This window comes from Arachnia propionica (genome assembly GCF_037055325.1).
Taxonomy (GTDB): domain Bacteria; phylum Actinomycetota; class Actinomycetes; order Propionibacteriales; family Propionibacteriaceae; genus Arachnia.
In genome coordinates this window covers 1838708-1855348 of sequence record NZ_CP146373.1, presented here as the reverse complement: position 1 = coordinate 1855348, position 16641 = coordinate 1838708, and the positions used below count along the sequence as shown (strand labels likewise).

Below are 16641 nucleotides of genomic sequence, written 5' to 3'. Positions count from 1 at the left end.
CAAGAAGAGTTGTGTGATTTGGTTGTAATCGGCTTATTCCGGGCTCTCGAAACCGTGAGTTGCGCTAGGATCAACTAGGTCTAGTGTGTTTGATGCGACTTCATCTAAGAGTCGGGAAAAAGATACTGTGGTCTCGGGTAGAGGTTGGTCCAGGCCTTCGATGCGGCCCCGCATGCAGGATGATAATTATGTGTAGGTTTTCAACGGTAAGCGGCCACCTGCATAATGCCAAGGGCTTCACCATTCTCGATGTTTGATCGTCAGGCACATCAGGCCGGTGCTGATGGCCACCCATACCAGAGACACTGCGGCTGTGCCGATGATGGCGATAGGCGAGGCTAAATCGGAAAAGTCTTGGCCGACCAAGCCCTGGGCAATGAGGCTATAGGGATAAGCGGTGGTGATTGCCGGGAACAGAACAGACATTCCCATGCCGAGTATCACGGCCGCGACGCCAACGGTGGCGATGACCGCGAACGACCGGAAGTATGTGCCAATTAGCAAGGTGACCGAACTGAGAGCCCATGCTCCAAGTGCCCCACAACCAGCACGTAGGGCGTAGGGGGGTAGTTCACTGGGGTCGAACCCGAGGGCCAGGCCGCTCACGATGGTGGCGATGGTGTAGATGACGAGACCAAGCACCGCGATTTCGAGAGCCGCTACTTGCTTGCCGAGCACAGCTGGCACAGTGCGGTTTAGCGAGGCTAGGCGTTGCCAGCCTCGTGTCTGGTACTCAAGTCCTGCGGCTTGGCTGATGATCACGACGTAGAGGAGGGGCAGGAAAATCTTGGTGACGAGGACAGCGCCCTCTCCCCAGATCGCGAGCCAGGTAATGTTCTGCTCAACGAACGTTGCCTGATGATTTTGGTAGTTTGACACGCCAAGGAGCTGGGCGAAAGATCCAAGCCCCACAGCTCCAACAAAGAACCAGAAGCGACGGAATTTGAGTCGTTCATTCCGCCAAACCGTCAAGAGGTTGATCTGGTTGTGTCTTGCAGGGGGCCGAATTATATTCATAGCGGCAGTGGTCATGATTTATCCTTCAAGTGTGCCGTGAACCAAGCTGCGATAACTGTCCAGATGATGGCAACGATGATCGCGATACCTGCTAAGAGGCCGGGGTTCCTTACCAAGAGAAAATCAGAATTGCCTTCGAATTGGCGTGCTTCTGGCAGGTACGGCGTGGCTGCGGTGGTTAGTCCCCAGGGTAGTGCCCAGGCGAGCGCGGGGATATTCAAAAAGGGTGTGAACGTGGCCACCAACGATCCCGCGATGCCTACAACAACACCGGCCGAGGGTTGATCAAATATACTAGCCAAAGCCAACTGGACTGCACTGACCGCGAGTGTAGCTGCCAGCGTCAGGGCGACAACAGGCCAAAAGGACGCGCCGTATGAAGGAGCGCCTGCTAGGCCGGCATGCGCCCCCACGGTGATCCCGACGAGCAGCATGCTGAAGTTTACAAAGCCCGCAAGAATCGTCAGTAGCGTCAGCTTGATCAAGAACTGTTGAAGAGGCGATTGCCCGAGTGCCCGATAGAACTGGCCCATGCGTTCCTCTTGATCCACGCCAGCCAGCCGCCCGGCGAGTATCGCGACGGCTGGTCCCATGAGTAGCGTGGTTAGGCCGATAAAATTATATAGGGCCATTGTCAGTGTAGTTTGCGGACCGGGGACAGCGCGGGCCGCCCCGATGATAACCAGAGTCGCTAGCCAGAGAGATAGGAAGCCGGCCAGACCTAGGGCCACATATGACAGGCGGCTGTTCTGGTACTTGCGGATCTCTAGGGTGAGGGCGGTCATGCTCGGCTCCTCTGGGTTCTGGATGGCTGAGGCTTTGCGATGACAGTGGAAGTCTCCGTCAGTTCGAGGAAAGCTTCCTCAAGGCTCTTGCGTCGAAGTTCGACTCGGGCGATGCGCACTCCTGCAGTGACGAGCTGGCTCACGGCCTCAGCGATCAGGTCATCGCTCAGGAGCGGCAGACTGATCTCGTCTCCAGCAATCTGTGGCTGCAGTCCCAGTGCTTTAAGATGAGCGGCGGCGGCGTTAACTGGAGCGGTCTTCAGCACAAGATGCCCTTGGTCGCGCAGGTTCTCTAAGGTGCCTTGGTAGCGGAGATGGCCTGCCTGGATGATCCCGACCACATCAGCCATCTGTTCGATCTCTGACAGCAGATGGGATGAGACCATGACGGTGATGCCGCGCTCGCGTGCAAGGTTGATGATCAGGGAACGTATCTCGGCCACTCCGGCAGGGTCAAGGCCGTTGGTCGGTTCATCCAGCAGCAGCAACTCGGGATCAGAGATCAGTGCCATCGCGATGCCGAGGCGTTGTTTCATACCCAAGGAGTACTGGCGGGCTAGTTTTTCGGCGTTGTTGGTGAGATCGACGATGTCAAGTGCTGCCTCGACGGACTCTTTGGGGCAGGACAAATAGTCGGCCACAAGGCGTAGATTCTGAACCCCGCTGAGATGCGGGTAGAAGGCGGGGCCTTCAATGAGGGAGCCGATCCTGGGCAGGATCTCTGCCTTGCTGGAAGGCAGATCGCGACCGAAGATACGAATCTCACCGCTGGTTGGTTTGGTCAGTCCCAGGAGCATCTTCATGGTGGTGGACTTACCTGCGCCATTTGGGCCCAGGAAACCGTAGATCCTTCCCTGTGGAATAGCGATATTGAGGTTGCTGACCACAGTTTGGTTTCCGTACTTTTTGGTGACCCCTTGGGTTTCGATAGTGAGTGGAGGTGTTTGAGAATAAGCCGCTGAAGCAATACTCGCTGAGCTTTGTGAAATTTGAGTGAACATCACGTAATGCTCCTTTGATGTGTAGTGGGGTCCCGGCTCTAGTCTGACTTAATTGAGGCCTTGGGGGTTAGGAACGCAGTGTGGCCCTAACCCCCAAGGATGACCATTACTTAGCAGCAGCCCCACCAGCGTCCAAGAGTGCCCGTGTTGCAGTCGAGGGTAAGGGTGCAGACAATTCCACATCCTGCGCCCAGCAGGTCCTCGATCTCGGCGTCGCTCATCTCGGCGAGGTCGTCGATGATCTCTTCGTTGTACTTCTTGTGCATTTCCTTCTCCTTTGAGAATTGGTTGCCTTCTTGGCACTTCATCGCGCGCTGAAGATGTCTCCATGCTAAGTGGCCGGAATTTATGGTGCAAGTACCTCAACCATTCTTTCTAGAATAGTGGATGGGTTTCATGGCCAAAAGTGCATTCCTTCTCCCGCCGATTGGGTCGAGCGTGACTCACAGAGGTCGATGACATCACTTGCCGCTGGTGTGGCATACCGATGAGCCCCAAGTCAAGGAAAGATTGGGATGTGCGGACCTGTCTCTTGGCTCAGGGCAAGGTGTGATGTTGGGAAGCCCGGTCTTGAGTGGTCTTGGGTAGAGAGGTGTTCTCGGCGGCAGCGGGCAGGACGAAAGAGTGTCTCAGCGTCTGCTGCCTGCGTCGGGTGTCGGGTAATAGCGGCGGGGACGCCCGGTCGTTTGATTCAGGGCGTTACACGGCCAGACGTAATCTGTCGGCTACCCAGAACGACCCTCGCTGTGTCAGGACGTGAACAGCGAGAAGTGGAAGGAGTACAGGCTCGGGCGGTAGACGTGCTGCCCGAACTCGACCACCCGCCCGTCGGCGGCGTAGCCGGTGCGTTCCATCGTGAGCAGCGGCGCGCCCTCCTCCTCGCCCAGGTCCTCGGCTTCCTTCGCGTTCGCCCCGCGAGCGCCGATCACCTGCCGGGCGGAGGTCACTTCGACCCCCCGTGCCGCCAGGCAGCGGTAGAGACCGACGTCGCCGAGTTCCTGCCAGGTCGGCGCGATGTCGTGGGGGATGAGATTCGTCAGCAGCGCCAGGGGGTGGTCGTCGGCGTAGCGGAGGCGACGCACCGACAGCAGCGCCTCGCCCTGGGGGATGCTGAGTTTCTCGGCCTCCTCCGACGATGCCTCCCGCACCTCGTAGGAAAGCACCCGCGTGGAGGGGGTGAATCCGGCCTCGGCGAGGTCGTCGTTCAGAGAGGACAGCTTCATGGGGCGGTGCACGTGGGGTGGAGTGACGCGGGTTCCTACTCCCCGGCGGCGCGTCAACAACCCTCGTGAGGCTAGCTCCTGCAAGGCCCGACGGGCCGTGGGGCGGGCCACGTCCAGGCGGCTCGCCATCGACACCTCGTCCTCGATCATTGCCCCCGCGGGCAGTGCCCCGGACAGGATCGCGGTCTCGATCGGCTTCGCGATCTGCTGGTACAGGGGCACCTGGGAATCGCGGTCCAGCGTGATTTCCGGTTCGTAGGTCGGTTCCATGATGCGGTCCTCGGGGCCGGAACAGGCTTTGTCCCGGCATGGCGGGTAGGCGACGGTTCTGAATTGATCATACAAGCCAGGCCCATACTCCGGGGCAAGGAACGAGAAGAAATGTCCTGACATAGGTTGACTGGGCTTCTGCTCGTGGGCAGACTGGAGCAATCCCCCGGTGACCGTGAGGAGCCATCCCCGACATCAAGGAGTCATCATCGTGGATGAGCCGGTACTCGACGTCTGCACCATCGGCAGGTGCGGGGTCGACCTGTACCCGCTGGAGATGAACACCCACCTCGAGGACGTCACCCGATTCGGCAAGTTCCTCGGCGGCTCGTCCGCGAACGTGGCCGTCGCCGCGGCTCGCATGGGACATTCCGTCGCCTGTGTGACCGGGGTGGGTGACGACCCCTTCGGACGTTTCGTCCGCTCCGAGCTGACACGGCTGGGCGTGGATGCCCGGCACGTCGTGGTGAACCCGGACTTCAACACCCCCGTCACCTTCTGTGAGGTTTTCCCGCCCGACAACTTTCCGTTGTTCTTCTACCGCCAGCCCACCACCCCCGACCTGGAGATCGGCGTCGACGACCTGCCCGAGGAGGTCGCCACGGCCCGCATCCTGTGGCTGACCGTCAGTGGCCTGTCGGTGGAGCCGTCGCGCTCGGCCAACCACGAGGCGCTGCGACGCCACCACGGCAACGGCATGAGCGTCCTCGACCTCGACTACCGGGCGCGTTTCTGGCCCAGCGAACAGGAGGCGACCGCGCAGGTGCAGCAGGCTCTCGAGCGCGTTGACGTGGCGATCGGGAACCTGGAGGAGTGCCGGATCGCGGTCGGCGAGACCGACCCGGACGCCGCTGCCCTCGCGCTGCTGGAACGCGGGGTGGAGGTCGCCGTCGTGAAACAGGGAACGATGGGCACCTTGGTGCGCACCGCGACGGAGCGGGTCTACGTGCCCGTCACGAACGTCCAGGTCCGCAACGGGCTCGGCGCGGGCGACGGTTTCGGCGGGGCCGTGTGCCACGGCCTGCTGCAGGGATGGGATCTCGCCAGGACGTTCGCCTTCGCGTCGGCGGCGGGCGCCATCGTCGCGTCACGCCTGGAATGCTCCACCGCCATGCCGCGTATCGACGAGGTGGAGCGCCTGATGGCGGCCAACCCGCAGGTCGTCCCGGTCGTCAGCAGAATCCGGCACTGAGGAGGAAAACATGGACAACGAAACCCACGTGATCAAGGCGGGAAGCACCGCCCACGGCCAGTTCGAGACCGACGTCAGTATTGAGCGCGCCGGTTGGGAGTGGAGTTCCATCCGCGTGCTGGCGCTGCCCGCGGGCGGATCGGAGACGGTGACCTCCGGGGTCTCCGAGCTGCTGGTGCTGCCGCTGTCCGGGGGCTGCGCCGTCGAGGTGAACGGTGAGACCCACGTGCTCAACGGTCGCGAGGAGGTGTGGAGCGCCATCACCGACTACCTCTACATCCCGCGCGAGACCACGTTCACGGTCCGCAGCGAATCCGGGGGGCGGTTCGCGCTGCCCGCGGCGAAGGCCACCCGCGACCTGCCGGTGCGGTACTGCCCCGTCACCGAGGTGGTCACCACCCTGCGCGGTGCGGGTCCGTGCTCCCGTCAGGTCAACAACTACGCGCTCGGCAACGACCTCGAAACCTCCCACCTGCTGGCCTGCGAGGTGCTCACCCCGGGTGGCAACTGGTCCAGCTACCCGCCTCACAAGCACGACGAACACAACGAGGTGGAACGCATCCTCGAGGAGATCTACTACTACGAGATACGGCCGGGGCTGAACGGGTCGCTGGGGATGGCGTTGCAGCGCATTTACCCTTCGGGCCACGACATTGACGTTTGTGCCGAGGTGCACTCCCGCGACGTGGTGACGATGCCGCACGGCTACCACGGCCCGTCGGTGGCCGCGCCCGGATACGACCTTTACTACCTCAACGTCATGGCCGGGCCCGCCGAGGACTCCACCTGGCTGATGACCGACGATCCCGCATACACCTGGATCCGCGACACCTGGGCCTCCCAGGACGTCGATCCCCGGCTCCCCATGACCCCTCTCAACTAAGGAAACCCAGTGTCAACAGTGCGTCTCACCGTCGGGCAGGCGATCATTCGCTTCCTCGTCAACCAGTACACCGAACGCGACGGTATCGAGCGACGTCTCATTGCCGGCGCTTTCGGCATCTTCGGACACGGCAACGTCGCCGGGATCGGACAGGCCCTGCTGCAGAACGATCTCGATCCAGCCCCCGAGGGCGAGCGGATGCGCTACGTCATGCCCCGCAACGAGCAGGGCATGGTGCACGCCGCCGCGGCCTACGCCAAGACCACGAATCGGTTGAGCACCTGGATGTGCACCGCCTCGATCGGCCCCGGGTCGTTGAACATGGTCACGGGTGCGGCCCTGGCCACGACGAATCGGCTGCCGGTGCTGCTGTTCCCCTCCGACCAGTTCGCCACCCGTTTCCCCGATCCGGTGTTGCAGCAGGTCGAGGACCCGGTTTCGCCGATGACCGCCGCCACCGACTGCTTCCGTCCGGTCTCGCGGTTCTTCGACCGCATCGAACGGCCCGAGCAGCTCATCCCGTCGCTGCTGGCCGGGCTGCGGGTGCTGACCGATCCGGTCGACACGGGGGCGGTGACCATCGCCCTGCCGCAGGACGTGCAGGCCGAGTCCTACGACTTCCCCGTCGAGTTCTTCGCGCGACGGGTCTGGCACGTGCGTCGCCCACCGGCTGAGGCCGCCGCCATCGAACGGGCCGCCGCGATCATCCGGGACGCGCGCAAACCCCTCGTCGTCGCGGGCGGCGGCGTGATCTACGCGGAGGCGTCGACGCAGCTGCGGGCCTTCGCGGACGCCACCGGGATTCCCGTTTCCGACACCCAGGCCGGCAAGGGCGCGATCAACCACGACCACCCGGCTGCGGTCGGCGGGGTCGGGTCGACGGGCGCGGCCTCGGCCAATGCCCTGGCCGACGAGGCCGACGTCGTGATCGGCATCGGGACGCGCTACTCGGACTTCACCACCGCCTCCCACACCCAGTTCAAGAACCCGGATGTGAAGTTCGTCAACATCAACGTCGCCGCCTTCGACGCCGCCAAGCACAGCGCCGAGATGGTGGTTGGCGACGCCCGCGAGTCCCTGGAGGCGCTGACCGCTGCTCTCGACGGGTACCGGGTCGGCGACGACTACACCAGGCGCATCGCGGAACTGAAAGCGGACTGGGCGAAGGCCACGCATGAGTGCTACCACCGCGATCAGACCCCGCTGCCCGCGCAGACCGAGGTGTTTGGGGCACTCAACGAGCTGATGAGCGACAGGGACGTGGTCATCAACGCCGCCGGTTCGATGCCCGGCGACCTCCAGTGCCTGTGGCAAGCCTCCAGCCCGGAGCAGTACCACGTGGAGTACGCCTTCTCCTGCATGGGCTACGAGATCCCTGCAGCGATGGGTGTGAAACTGGCCAGGCCCGAGGCCGAGGTGGTCTCCATTGTCGGCGACGGCACCTACCAGATGCTGCCGATGGAGCTCGCGACCATCGTCCAGGAAAAGGTCAAGGTTATCTTCGTGCTGCTGCAGAACTACGGCTTCGCCTCCATCGGGGCGCTGTCGGAGAGCCACGGGTCGCAGCGTTTCGGTACCCGCTACCGCACCGGCGAGACCCCCCACAACGCCGACGGTGACCTGCTGCCCGTCGACATCGCCGCCAATGCGGAGTCGTGGGGCCTGAAGGTGCTGCGGGTCCATGGCATGGAGGAGTTCCGCAGGGCCTACGCCGAGGCGGTGGCCTGCGAGGGCCCGGTGATGATCCACATCGAAACCGATCTGTACGGTCCCAACCCGCCCGGCTCCAGCTGGTGGGATGTGCCGATTTCGGAGGTCTCGCGCCTTGAGTCGACGCAGCAGGCTCGCACCTGGTACGAGGGCAAGAAGACCGACCAGCGTCATTACCTGCGCTGAATCTCTCACCGGGGCCGCCCTGAAGGAAGGGCGGCCCCGGTGCTGTGTGGAAAGGACCAACCGGTTTCGGGGGAGCGGTTGTGGTCGGGGGCGGGTGTGACCCCTTCGGCGGCTAAAGTGATTGCAAAGCTTATGGTTTTGGGGGTCGCTTGCGTGTGAGAGGGGCACCACATGGGCACCCATATGCAGTTGGAGCTTGGGGCTCAGCAGCGTGCGGCTGCTGTTGTTGTGCGGGCTGGTGATGAGGCCGAGGATGGCTTGTCGTCGCTGACGGATGCTGTGTCGGAGCATGCGTCTTTCATAGCTGGTCCCGCAGCCGAGGCTTTGGGTGATGTGATGTCCGGGTGGACGGATTCGTTGAGGGCGTTTACAGCTGATCTTCAGGGATATGCGGATGCGTTGGTGGCCGTTGATCGTGATGTGGCGCAGGTCGAAGGGGAGCAGCGGGAGAGTTTCGTGGCGTCCAGTTCTCGGATTGCTGGCCGGATGGGAGGCTGAGGCGTGGCGGAGGGCAAATTGATCTTCAGGGAAGCCAGCGTCCAGGCGTTGGAGGATGCTTTCGCCAAGCGTGCGGCTGGTTTGCGTGAGGGAATCAGTGGCATGGGCGCAGAGGTTCGCTCTGAGGTTGCTGCGTGGGATTCTGGTACGGAGTCACGTCAGGCGCAGGAGCAGAAGGCCGCACAGGTGGAGAAACGCGCCGAATCGTTGGTGCAGGCGATGGAGCGGGCTGCGGCGGTGATGAAGGAGATTCATTCGTTGGCTTCTCGGGTGGAAACAGAAAACGCTGCCATTTTAGATTGAGTCAGGGGATTACCGGTATGGCTGGTCAGGATTTTGAGGTTGATCACGGGGCGTTGAAGGCCACTGCGCAGCGGATTGGAGAAACAACCCAGGCTGCGAAGGGAACCAGCATGAGTAGTTGTGTTCCTGGGGTTCAGGATTTGGCTAATGATGGCCTGGCCAAGGTGGTCGATGAGTTTCGGGATCGGTGGGAACGTGCCACCACGTCAATGATCGAGGATGTGGACGAGATGGCGAAGCGTGTTGAGGGGATCGCAGCCAAGTACGCCACATACGAGTCCGTGGTGGAGAAAAAGGTGAATGCTCTCAAGGGAGCGATGGATTCGTTGTCTGGGTCTGGTGCGCCGTTGAAGGGAGGGTTGTGATGGGAGCGCAGTACCGGGGAGAGCCGGAGTTCGTGATCGAGGGGAATCCGTCGGGAATCCGCGGACGCGTCGCAACCATGAAAACGTGCTCCGAGAGTTTCGACCAGGTGGGTGAGTCGCTGGGTGGGGTTGAGACCGAGCATTGGGTGGGTAAGGCTGCGGATCGTTTCCGTTCTCGTCTCGAGGAAGAGCCGCGGCGTTGGGCTGGTGTTGCGGATGGGTTCCGCAGCGCCGCTGCTGCCCTGGAGGGATACGCGGCTGCTTTGGAGGCCGCGCAGCAGGCGGCGCAGGTGTGTAAGGAAAACTATGAGGAGGGTAAGCGGGTCAGCGCAACCGCGAAGGCGGACTACGATCGTGATGTTTCTGAGGGGTTTCAGAAGAAGGCGGCGTGGGAGGCGCAGAACGGTTCGGGCACTTACACGCTTACTATTACGCCGTTCACGGATCCAGGGCAGGCGTTGCGTGATCGTGCGATTGCTGATTTCCAGGCTGTGATTGAGGAGTTGGAGAAAACCGGGGGTGATACCGAGCAGGCGGTCGCGCAGGCCCACGCTGATGCTGACCCAACCCGCCAATGGCCCAACAAGGGGACCGAAGCCAGTTCTAGTGCCGCAGATCTAACGTCTCAAGACGCGGCGGAGGACAAGGAGCGCGGCAAACTGGATCCTGCTGTCAAGGAGGAATGGAGCAAGCTGAGCAACGAGGAACGGAAGAAAATACTGCAGGCGATCGTCGATGAGGAGTTCGCCAAGGATGGCATGAAAGCGCCAAAAATATCCTTCAAACATGAGGGTAAAAAAAGGAGTTACGGCTCGTGGACTGAAAGTGAAGTTTTTGGTAACGAGTTGATGATCAACGAAGATCTTCTTGATGATCCGCAGATCTTGCATACTGCCGCCCATGAATCCAGACATGCCGAACAGCATCAACTTGACGAAGAAGTTACTCCCAGAGCCGGGGAATACCTTGCGGGAGATCGTGAGCGAGAAGCAAAAAGGAAGTATCGAGAAAACCTGCTGAAACAGCATGATGTCACTCGCGAAGAAGTGGAAGCGTGGCACGATGATTTTAATCGTCCTGTCTGGAGTGACTGGGGCAAAACTAAGGAGGAAAAATTCGACGACTATTACAATCGGTCCATAGAGAAGGATGCGCGCAAAGCTGGACGTGACTTCGTCAATTCATTGACCCCGGAGGAGTTTGGGAAGTATAAACGCAAGGCCGGTGTCGGATGAGCAAGAGCTCAGAGAAGAGAGCGACGTGCGTCGACGTAGCGTGCTTGGTGTGAGCTTCTGCGCGTTGCTGGCCGGGTGTGGTTCGGGTCGGACGAGTGGCGAGGAGGCGGTGAGTGGTGAGTGCTTCCCAGCGAGCGAGGCGATGTCGAGCCCGAGCGTGAGCCCCTCCCGGAAGAGCGGCACCACGGTGGGCATTGTGTACTCTCCCGAGGACTACATTGCAGCTGAGGGGTTGGCAGTCTCCCCGGACGGCGCACGGGTGGCGGCCAGTTCAATCGTGCGCCCCGGATCCGCCGGGAAGGGTGGGGCGCATGGAGTGGTCGCCGGACGGACAGAACCTGTACGCGGCATCGGGAGAACATGGTGTGCTGTGCTGGTCGGCGGATGGCCTGCGTCACTTCGATCTCCCATGAATGCGCGATGCCGACGATTCAGGGCTCCTCGGATGCGCGGCATGCTCCGAGGTCAACAACAGACCTGATTCTCACGACGATGACATGTGTAGACGACGAGGGCGACCCGGAACCAAGGAGAAGCAATGGATTTCGTAGAAGTGATGAAAAGTTTTGTCCTGAACCCCAGCGAGGAGACGTTGGCTCCGCTGCAGGCCGAGATCATGGCCGCCGCCAACTACGACCCCCTCGTGCTTTTCGAATCCGTGGTCTCCCCGCTGGTGGACAGTGGCAACCATCAAGGGGCTGTTGATGCGGTGTGGCGCATGCTTCCGGGGGCGTTTCTGAGTCCCACGGCACATGCGATGCTTGCCCACAGCTACGACCAGCTGGGTGACGAGAAGGCGGCGCAGCGCGAGACGAAATTTGCCCGGCTGTCCCTGGACACCCTGATGAGTAGTGGCGATGGAACCCAGGATGCCCCGTACCAGGTGCTGCGGGTGAGCGACGAGTACGACGTGTTGCGTTACGCGCAACGCACCTCCGTTGCGCAGCGTGTGGTTGTCGTTGATGGGCAGGGGTATGACGTGCACCAGTGTGCCGACGGCAGTGAGGTGTGGTTCAAGCTGTTGTGGCAGACCAGCTGAGCGAAGGGACCGCAGCGTCACTTCCCGCGATGTGGGCGTGGATGCCGGGCGCGGATCTCGTGGGCCGTCCTGACGGAGGACCCCGGCCCCTGGGAGACATATCACCCCTTGTCAGAGCCGTGACGGCTGGTGTCCGGGGGGCTTGAACCGTGTCGTGTGTTGCTTGCTAGACTCCTCCCGCTGATCACCGCTGACGATCAGCTTGGTCACAAGGAGTTTGAACGTGGCACTGCCCTGGATCGAAATTGTTGAATGTCTCGACCCGGACCCGCAGCTCGTGCTGTGGCGCTACCCGGATCCCGACGGGCGGATCAAGTCCGGGGCGAAATTGATCGTCCGAGAGAACCAGAACGCCCTGCTGCTGGCGAAGGGACAGGCAGCCGGCGTCTACCTGCCCGGCACCTACAGCCTCCCGACCGGTAACATCCCGATCCTGTCCAACCTCGCGGGGTGGAAGTACGGGTTCGCGTCGCCGCACATCTACGACATCTTCTACATCGCGACCCGCCAGTTCGTCGATCTCAAGTGGGGAACCCCGGCGCCGGTGATGATGGCCGACGAGAAGTTCGGGCAGGTCCGGGTGCGTGCGTTCGGGTCCTACTCCGCGCGCATCACCGACATTCCCCGGTTCTTCCGGGAATACGCCGGGGCCTATCCGGTGCTGACGATCCGCGACCTCGAGGTTCAGCTTCGCGACTACATCGCCGCGAAGTTCGGTGAGGTGCTGGCCACCCAGCAGATCTCCGTCCTCGACGTCGCCGCGAACCTGTCGGCGGTCAACGCGCGCCTGCTGCCCGCCATCGCTCCCTATTTCCTGGACCTGGGGGTGACGCTCACCCAGTTCACCGTGACCTCGGTGACGCTGCCCGACGAGGTCAACGAGTACTACGACAAAGTCACCAGCATGAACATGATCGGTGACATGTCGCGGTTCCAGGCCTTCAACACCGCCATCGCGACCGCCAACCCCAACACCGCAGCCGGGCAGGGCGTCCAAGGAGGGATGGCCATGGGCATCGCGATGGGGCAGGTGCAGCAGCAGCTCGGTACCCCGGCCCAGCAGGGTTTCCCCGCCCAGCCGATGCAGCCCGCGCAACCGGCAGCGCCCGCGCCGTCCGCGCCGTCCGCGGGGATGGATGATCCCGTCGAGCGACTCGCGAAACTGAAGAAGATGTTCGAGGCCGGGCTCATCACCGCCGACGAGTTCAACGCCAAGAAATCGCAGATCATCGAGGCCCTGTGATGGCCGAGTCGTTCGTCGAGAGGATGCGCCGCCAGGCCGTTTCCGCGCCCAGGTCATCGATCCAATTCGAGGAAGAGAAGACACGCGCCGAGACCCGCACCTGCCCCGACTGCGGTGCGCCGCGGTCCGAGGCCGACGGGGTTGGGGAGTGCAGCTACTGCGGACACGTCTTCGTTGCCGCCCTTGCCACCGAATACGCCCGAGACCCGCAGGAGTGCCCGTGAGTCACTCCAGCGACCAGCTCAACGCCCTCATCCCGCGCCTCGAGACGTTCCTGGGCAAACTGACGGCCCGGGCCCGCGAGGTGGCCGCCGAGGCTGCTGCCGCCTTCGCGGAGATGCAGGCCTCCGGAGACAAGGACACCCGCGTCACGGCCCACACCCTCCAGGCCGGGGTGACCTCCCAGATCACAGGACTGGCGAACAAGGGTCGCGAGGTCTTCGAGCAACAGTTCAAAGTGTTCGAGACGATCGACGACCCCGCGACCGAGGCCGCCTACGAACGCCTCGAGGAGCGGTTCGAGGCGTGGGAAGACAGCCTCGAAGCCATTGCCGAGGAGGCCTTCGCCGCCCCCGAGACCGACCACGACCAGGCCATCTGGGAGCAGGCCGTCGCCGAGTGGCGCGCGATCCGGCTCACATGCTCCCAGTGCGGGGCGCCCGTGCCGGTTCCGTACCTGTACCCCGTCGCGGTCTACCTGGCGTGCCAGGGATGCGGTTCCCGCGCCACCTTCACGCCGTCCTCGACCATGGTCGCGGCGACACGCGTCACCGCCAGGAGACGCCCTGATAACCCGTGGGTGGCCGGTCCCGCCCATATCGGAAACTGATCGGTTCCACGAACTCAAGAGAGCAGGAAACATGCTGGGAAAATTCTTCAAGAAGGCCAAGGAGACCGTCTCCGGGATCAGCGACGCCGTGCGCGGCGTGGAGCACGTCGACTGGATCACCCATGCCTTCCCGTACAGCCTCGAGATGCTGATGGACGTCGACGAGGCCCGCGACCTCTCGCGTCCCCGTCCCCCGGCGGGCCTCGACCCGGCCGCCGTTCAGTACGCCGACGCCTGGTACGGGATCTGGGCGCGGGTGCGCGACGGGCACGTCGCGCCGGTGCAGGCCGTCGAGGCCGGTGACGTCGCGGGGGCACAGCAGGCGCTGGCCCAGTGGGAGGCGCAGCTGGCGCAGGCCGACGTGGAGCAGGCCCGGCTCGTTGATTTCCGGGGCAACCGCCATCTGGTGCTGGCCAACTCGGACATCCACACCACGCTGGAAGCCATGGTCGAGGAGGTGCGCGAGTACATCGGGCTGCGCATCTCCGGTCAGGACCCCATGGAACACGCCACCGAGGCGATCACCCGGGTGGTGTCGATCCACACCTCGATGAACAATGCGCTGCTCGGGTTCTACCACGACCCCTCCGGCGCCGCTGCCCGTGCCGCCGAGAACGCCGCCTTCGCGCCCATCGAGGCGATGCGACAGGTCAACCCGGCTGCCCCCGAACTCCAGCCGGTGCTCGGGGTCTCCCTCCACGACTGGGTCGCAGCGTCGGCGAAGATGCACGCCGGGGTCCCGGGCGACGAGATCGCGCGTATCCTCGGCGTCGAACGTCCCCAATGGGATCAGGCATCGGCGGAATGGACCCAGCGCGTCCAGATGCTCCCGATGACGGTCGGGATGGAGTACGCGAACCTCATGTCCCGTCCCCACCCGAAGTTCGACGCGGCAGGCTCCGCCGGTGGGGTGCCGTCGAACGCGGCCCGGCTGTCCACCGACCGTGACTTCTACATCGAGTGCGCAGCCGCCGCGGCTGCCGCCACCGAGGCAGGTCTCGACGCGGGCGGCTATCTCGAGTCCAACTACGGGGTCACCGTTGCCCAGGTCGGCAGTGCCGGGGTGAACTGGATGATGGACCTGCGCAACGCCGATTCCCTCATCACCTTGCAGCAGGCCAAGCAGCGGGAGATCGCCGCCCGGATCGCGTCCCAGACCGGTCCCGGGATCGCCGACGACATCCAGTTCTGAGAACACCGGACCGATTGATGTGGGCCGCGGGTGTCGCGCCCGCGGACCGCATCGATTTGTGGTGTATTCCTGCCGCTGACCGTCTCCGTCGCCCTACGATGAATCACAACACGCCTGCCGGCACGAGAGCGGAAACGTCCTCGGCGCCTGCGCAACGATGTTTCGGGGTGGTGTGGTGACGCGGCCCCAGGGACATGGGAGACGAGGAAGAAACAGCTGGCCACGTCTCGCAGCGCCGGATCCCGTGGGGGTGAGGCCGGTGGGGAGCCACGAGCGCAGGAGTGAGGCTCGCGAGCCGTTTCCTGTCGGTCTTTCGGACGACCCGGGGCACGTTCCAGGGTTCTGCACCCATCGGCTAGTTACTGTGGTCGCAGGGGAACTGGCCCATGACGCGCGGACGGGGAACACGGGGCGCGCCTGCAGATGGAGGTGACGATGGGATTTCTCGACTGGCTGGGCAGGAAGTGGGCCAAGAAGCTTGATTTCACGAAGGTCGATTCTGTTCTGAAGGCCGAAGCCCTGGCCGCCGAGGGGAAATTGGCACCGTTGCACCTTGTTCCGCTGCGTTTCGGCGGGCAGGACATGCCCATGAACCGGGTCTTCGTCCCGGTATCCGTCGTTAACCGCAAGGAGCATTACGACGAGACGATCGAGGGTCTCGTCAAGGACCACAAGGCGGACGGCTACTCCTGCACTCCCGAATACCGAGACGAAAGCGTCGTACCATTCCGGCTGGACGGCATGGCGACCGAGGAGGGAATCCCGGTCTACTCGTGGTCCATCGACGTGTGGTGAGAACGGACCCGTCGTGTCGTGAGACCCTCCCGGGGATACGGCACGTGGGGGAAGACTGGAGGGCATGGAGAAAGTCGAACTCACCGGGGTCCCGGAAACCATGTTGCAGACCCTTCACGCCAGGGCCCAGTACACGCTGTCCCACCCGCAGCTGCTGTCCGACCCGCAAGCGGTCGAGCTGGTCTCCCGCATCGACTACGATTTTACGGCTGCTCAATCCGATCGGTTCATGTCCTTCGGGACTGCGGCCCGCACCCTGCTGTTCGACGACCTTGTCCGCGACTTCATCGCCCGGCATCCAGGGTGCACCGTCGTCAACATTGCGTGCGGACTAGACACCCGTTTCCATCGCGTCGACGACGGGAAGATGCGCTGGTACGACCTCGATCTACCGCAGGTGATCGACGTCCGCCAGCGACTCATCGCCCCAGTGGAACGGGTCCGGACGATCGCCGCCTCGGCATTGGATCCGCGATGGCCCGAGGACGTGGATGCGACAGGCGAGGTGCTGGTTGTCGTCGAGGGCCTGACCATGTACCTGAGCTCCGACGACATGCGCATCCTGATGGGGATCATTCACGACTCCTTCCCTGGTGTGACGGCCCTGGTGGAAGTCATGGCGCCGCTGTTCCAGCGCTTCGGGCGAGAGAAGTCCGTCGTCAAGTCCGGGGCGAAGTTCACCTACGGATGTCGCAGCGGCAAGGAATTCTGCCGCACCGTGGCGCCCGGTTTCCGGGCTGAACGCGACGTCAGGTTGTCCGAGGGGATGCGACGGATCCAGCCTCGGAGCTGGCTGATCACCTGGTTCCCGTTGTTCCGGATGATCGAGGAGAAGATCCTCGTCTTAACGGCCCGGTAGCGTTCAGCCCAGCGCT

The 16641-nt window shown here is 63.0% G+C and carries 19 protein-coding genes; 14 read left to right on the top strand and 5 right to left on the bottom strand.

All coding sequences use genetic code 11. The features are described 5' to 3' along the window. Positions 1–237: 237 nt before the first annotated feature. From V7R84_RS08565 to V7R84_RS08545, 5 genes are all read right to left on the bottom strand, one after another. Positions 238–1032 (bottom strand): hypothetical protein, encoded by a 795-nt coding sequence (locus V7R84_RS08565; RefSeq protein WP_338567997.1) that lies wholly within the window; start codon positions 1030–1032, stop codon positions 238–240. After that, a complete protein-coding gene (locus V7R84_RS08560; RefSeq protein ID WP_338567995.1) occupies positions 1029–1802 on the bottom strand; it encodes a hypothetical protein in 774 nt (257 codons plus the stop codon). The genes V7R84_RS08565 and V7R84_RS08560 overlap by 4 nt, the downstream gene beginning before the upstream one ends. Further along, the gene (locus V7R84_RS08555) at positions 1799–2689 is read right to left on the bottom strand and encodes an ABC transporter ATP-binding protein (RefSeq protein ID WP_338567993.1); all 891 of its coding nucleotides are present in this window, start codon (positions 2687–2689) and stop codon (positions 1799–1801) included. The genes V7R84_RS08560 and V7R84_RS08555 overlap by 4 nt, the downstream gene beginning before the upstream one ends. Positions 2690–2913: 224 nt before the next feature. Further along, positions 2914–3069 carry a type A2 lanthipeptide gene (locus tag V7R84_RS08550; protein WP_338567991.1) on the bottom strand — a complete coding sequence of 52 codons (156 nt, stop codon included), beginning with the start codon at positions 3067–3069 and terminating at the stop codon, positions 2914–2916. A 483-nt stretch (positions 3070–3552) separates the two neighbouring features. Further along, the gene (locus V7R84_RS08545) at positions 3553–4296 is read right to left on the bottom strand and encodes a GntR family transcriptional regulator (RefSeq protein WP_338567989.1); all 744 of its coding nucleotides are present in this window, start codon (positions 4294–4296) and stop codon (positions 3553–3555) included. A 211-nt stretch (positions 4297–4507) separates the two neighbouring features. Here V7R84_RS08545 and iolC point away from each other — a divergent pair, with 211 nt between their 5' ends. The 14 genes from iolC (at position 4508) to V7R84_RS08475 (ending at position 16625) form a co-directional block, all read left to right on the top strand. Beyond that, positions 4508–5488, top strand: coding sequence for a 5-dehydro-2-deoxygluconokinase (iolC, locus tag V7R84_RS08540; RefSeq protein WP_338567987.1), 981 nt, complete (start codon positions 4508–4510; stop codon positions 5486–5488). Between the two features lie 10 nt (positions 5489–5498). Next, the gene (iolB, locus tag V7R84_RS08535) at positions 5499–6371 is read left to right on the top strand and encodes a 5-deoxy-glucuronate isomerase (protein WP_338567985.1); all 873 of its coding nucleotides are present in this window, start codon (positions 5499–5501) and stop codon (positions 6369–6371) included. 9 nt (positions 6372–6380) lie between these two features. After that, entirely contained in the window at positions 6381–8267 is a 1887-nt protein-coding gene (iolD, locus tag V7R84_RS08530; RefSeq protein ID WP_338567983.1) for a 3D-(3,5/4)-trihydroxycyclohexane-1,2-dione acylhydrolase (decyclizing), read from the top strand. Positions 8268–8438: 171 nt separating this feature from the next. Next, on the top strand, positions 8439–8765 hold the full coding sequence (locus V7R84_RS08525; protein WP_338567981.1) for a hypothetical protein: 327 nt from the start codon (positions 8439–8441) through the stop codon (positions 8763–8765). Positions 8766–8768: 3 nt separating this feature from the next. After that, positions 8769–9068, top strand: coding sequence for a hypothetical protein (locus tag V7R84_RS08520; protein WP_338567979.1), 300 nt, complete (start codon positions 8769–8771; stop codon positions 9066–9068). 17 nt (positions 9069–9085) lie between these two features. Continuing rightward, entirely contained in the window at positions 9086–9433 is a 348-nt protein-coding gene (locus V7R84_RS08515) for a hypothetical protein (RefSeq protein ID WP_338567977.1), read from the top strand. Continuing rightward, positions 9433–10668, top strand: coding sequence for a putative T7SS-secreted protein (locus tag V7R84_RS08510; RefSeq protein WP_338567975.1), 1236 nt, complete (start codon positions 9433–9435; stop codon positions 10666–10668). The genes V7R84_RS08515 and V7R84_RS08510 overlap by 1 nt, the downstream gene beginning before the upstream one ends. 538 nt (positions 10669–11206) lie before the next feature. Beyond that, complete coding sequence (locus V7R84_RS08505) at positions 11207–11707, top strand: DUF4919 domain-containing protein (protein ID WP_338567973.1); 501 nt, start codon at positions 11207–11209, stop codon at positions 11705–11707. Between the two features lie 223 nt (positions 11708–11930). Then, positions 11931–12950 (top strand): SPFH domain-containing protein, encoded by a 1020-nt coding sequence (locus tag V7R84_RS08500; RefSeq protein ID WP_338567971.1) that lies wholly within the window; start codon positions 11931–11933, stop codon positions 12948–12950. Then, positions 12950–13174, top strand: coding sequence for a hypothetical protein (locus tag V7R84_RS08495; RefSeq protein ID WP_338567969.1), 225 nt, complete (start codon positions 12950–12952; stop codon positions 13172–13174). The genes V7R84_RS08500 and V7R84_RS08495 overlap by 1 nt, the downstream gene beginning before the upstream one ends. Further along, complete coding sequence (locus V7R84_RS08490) at positions 13171–13779, top strand: hypothetical protein (protein WP_338567967.1); 609 nt, start codon at positions 13171–13173, stop codon at positions 13777–13779. The genes V7R84_RS08495 and V7R84_RS08490 overlap by 4 nt, the downstream gene beginning before the upstream one ends. Before the next feature lie 31 nt (positions 13780–13810). Next, positions 13811–14971: a DUF6620 family protein gene (locus V7R84_RS08485; protein ID WP_338567965.1), complete on the top strand. Its 1161-nt coding sequence runs from the start codon at positions 13811–13813 to the stop codon at positions 14969–14971. Positions 14972–15406: 435 nt separating this feature from the next. Continuing rightward, positions 15407–15766, top strand: coding sequence for a hypothetical protein (locus V7R84_RS08480; protein ID WP_338567963.1), 360 nt, complete (start codon positions 15407–15409; stop codon positions 15764–15766). A gap of 64 nt (positions 15767–15830) precedes the next feature. Then, on the top strand, positions 15831–16625 hold the full coding sequence (locus V7R84_RS08475; protein ID WP_338567961.1) for a class I SAM-dependent methyltransferase: 795 nt from the start codon (positions 15831–15833) through the stop codon (positions 16623–16625). Positions 16626–16641: the final 16 nt, after the last annotated feature.

Bases quoted from the DNA above. Each gene is read 5' to 3' on its own strand.
- iolB (WP_338567985.1), top strand. From the start codon at position 5,499: ATGGACAACGAAACCCACGTGATCAAGGCGGGAAGCACCGCCCACGGC.
- V7R84_RS08565 (WP_338567997.1), bottom strand. From the start codon at position 1,032: ATGACCACTGCCGCTATGAATATAATTCGGCCCCCTGCAAGACACAAC.
- V7R84_RS08525 (WP_338567981.1), top strand. From the start codon at position 8,439: ATGGGCACCCATATGCAGTTGGAGCTTGGGGCTCAGCAGCGTGCGGCT.
- V7R84_RS08550 (WP_338567991.1), bottom strand. From the start codon at position 3,069: ATGCACAAGAAGTACAACGAAGAGATCATCGACGACCTCGCCGAGATG.
- V7R84_RS08505 (WP_338567973.1), top strand. From the start codon at position 11,207: ATGGATTTCGTAGAAGTGATGAAAAGTTTTGTCCTGAACCCCAGCGAG.
- V7R84_RS08475 (WP_338567961.1), top strand. From the start codon at position 15,831: ATGGAGAAAGTCGAACTCACCGGGGTCCCGGAAACCATGTTGCAGACC.
- V7R84_RS08480 (WP_338567963.1), top strand. From the start codon at position 15,407: ATGGGATTTCTCGACTGGCTGGGCAGGAAGTGGGCCAAGAAGCTTGAT.
- V7R84_RS08515 (WP_338567977.1), top strand. From the start codon at position 9,086: ATGGCTGGTCAGGATTTTGAGGTTGATCACGGGGCGTTGAAGGCCACT.
- V7R84_RS08495 (WP_338567969.1), top strand. From the start codon at position 12,950: ATGGCCGAGTCGTTCGTCGAGAGGATGCGCCGCCAGGCCGTTTCCGCG.
- V7R84_RS08485 (WP_338567965.1), top strand. From the start codon at position 13,811: ATGCTGGGAAAATTCTTCAAGAAGGCCAAGGAGACCGTCTCCGGGATC.
- V7R84_RS08560 (WP_338567995.1), bottom strand. From the start codon at position 1,802: ATGACCGCCCTCACCCTAGAGATCCGCAAGTACCAGAACAGCCGCCTG.
- V7R84_RS08545 (WP_338567989.1), bottom strand. From the start codon at position 4,296: ATGGAACCGACCTACGAACCGGAAATCACGCTGGACCGCGATTCCCAG.
- V7R84_RS08510 (WP_338567975.1), top strand. From the start codon at position 9,433: ATGGGAGCGCAGTACCGGGGAGAGCCGGAGTTCGTGATCGAGGGGAAT.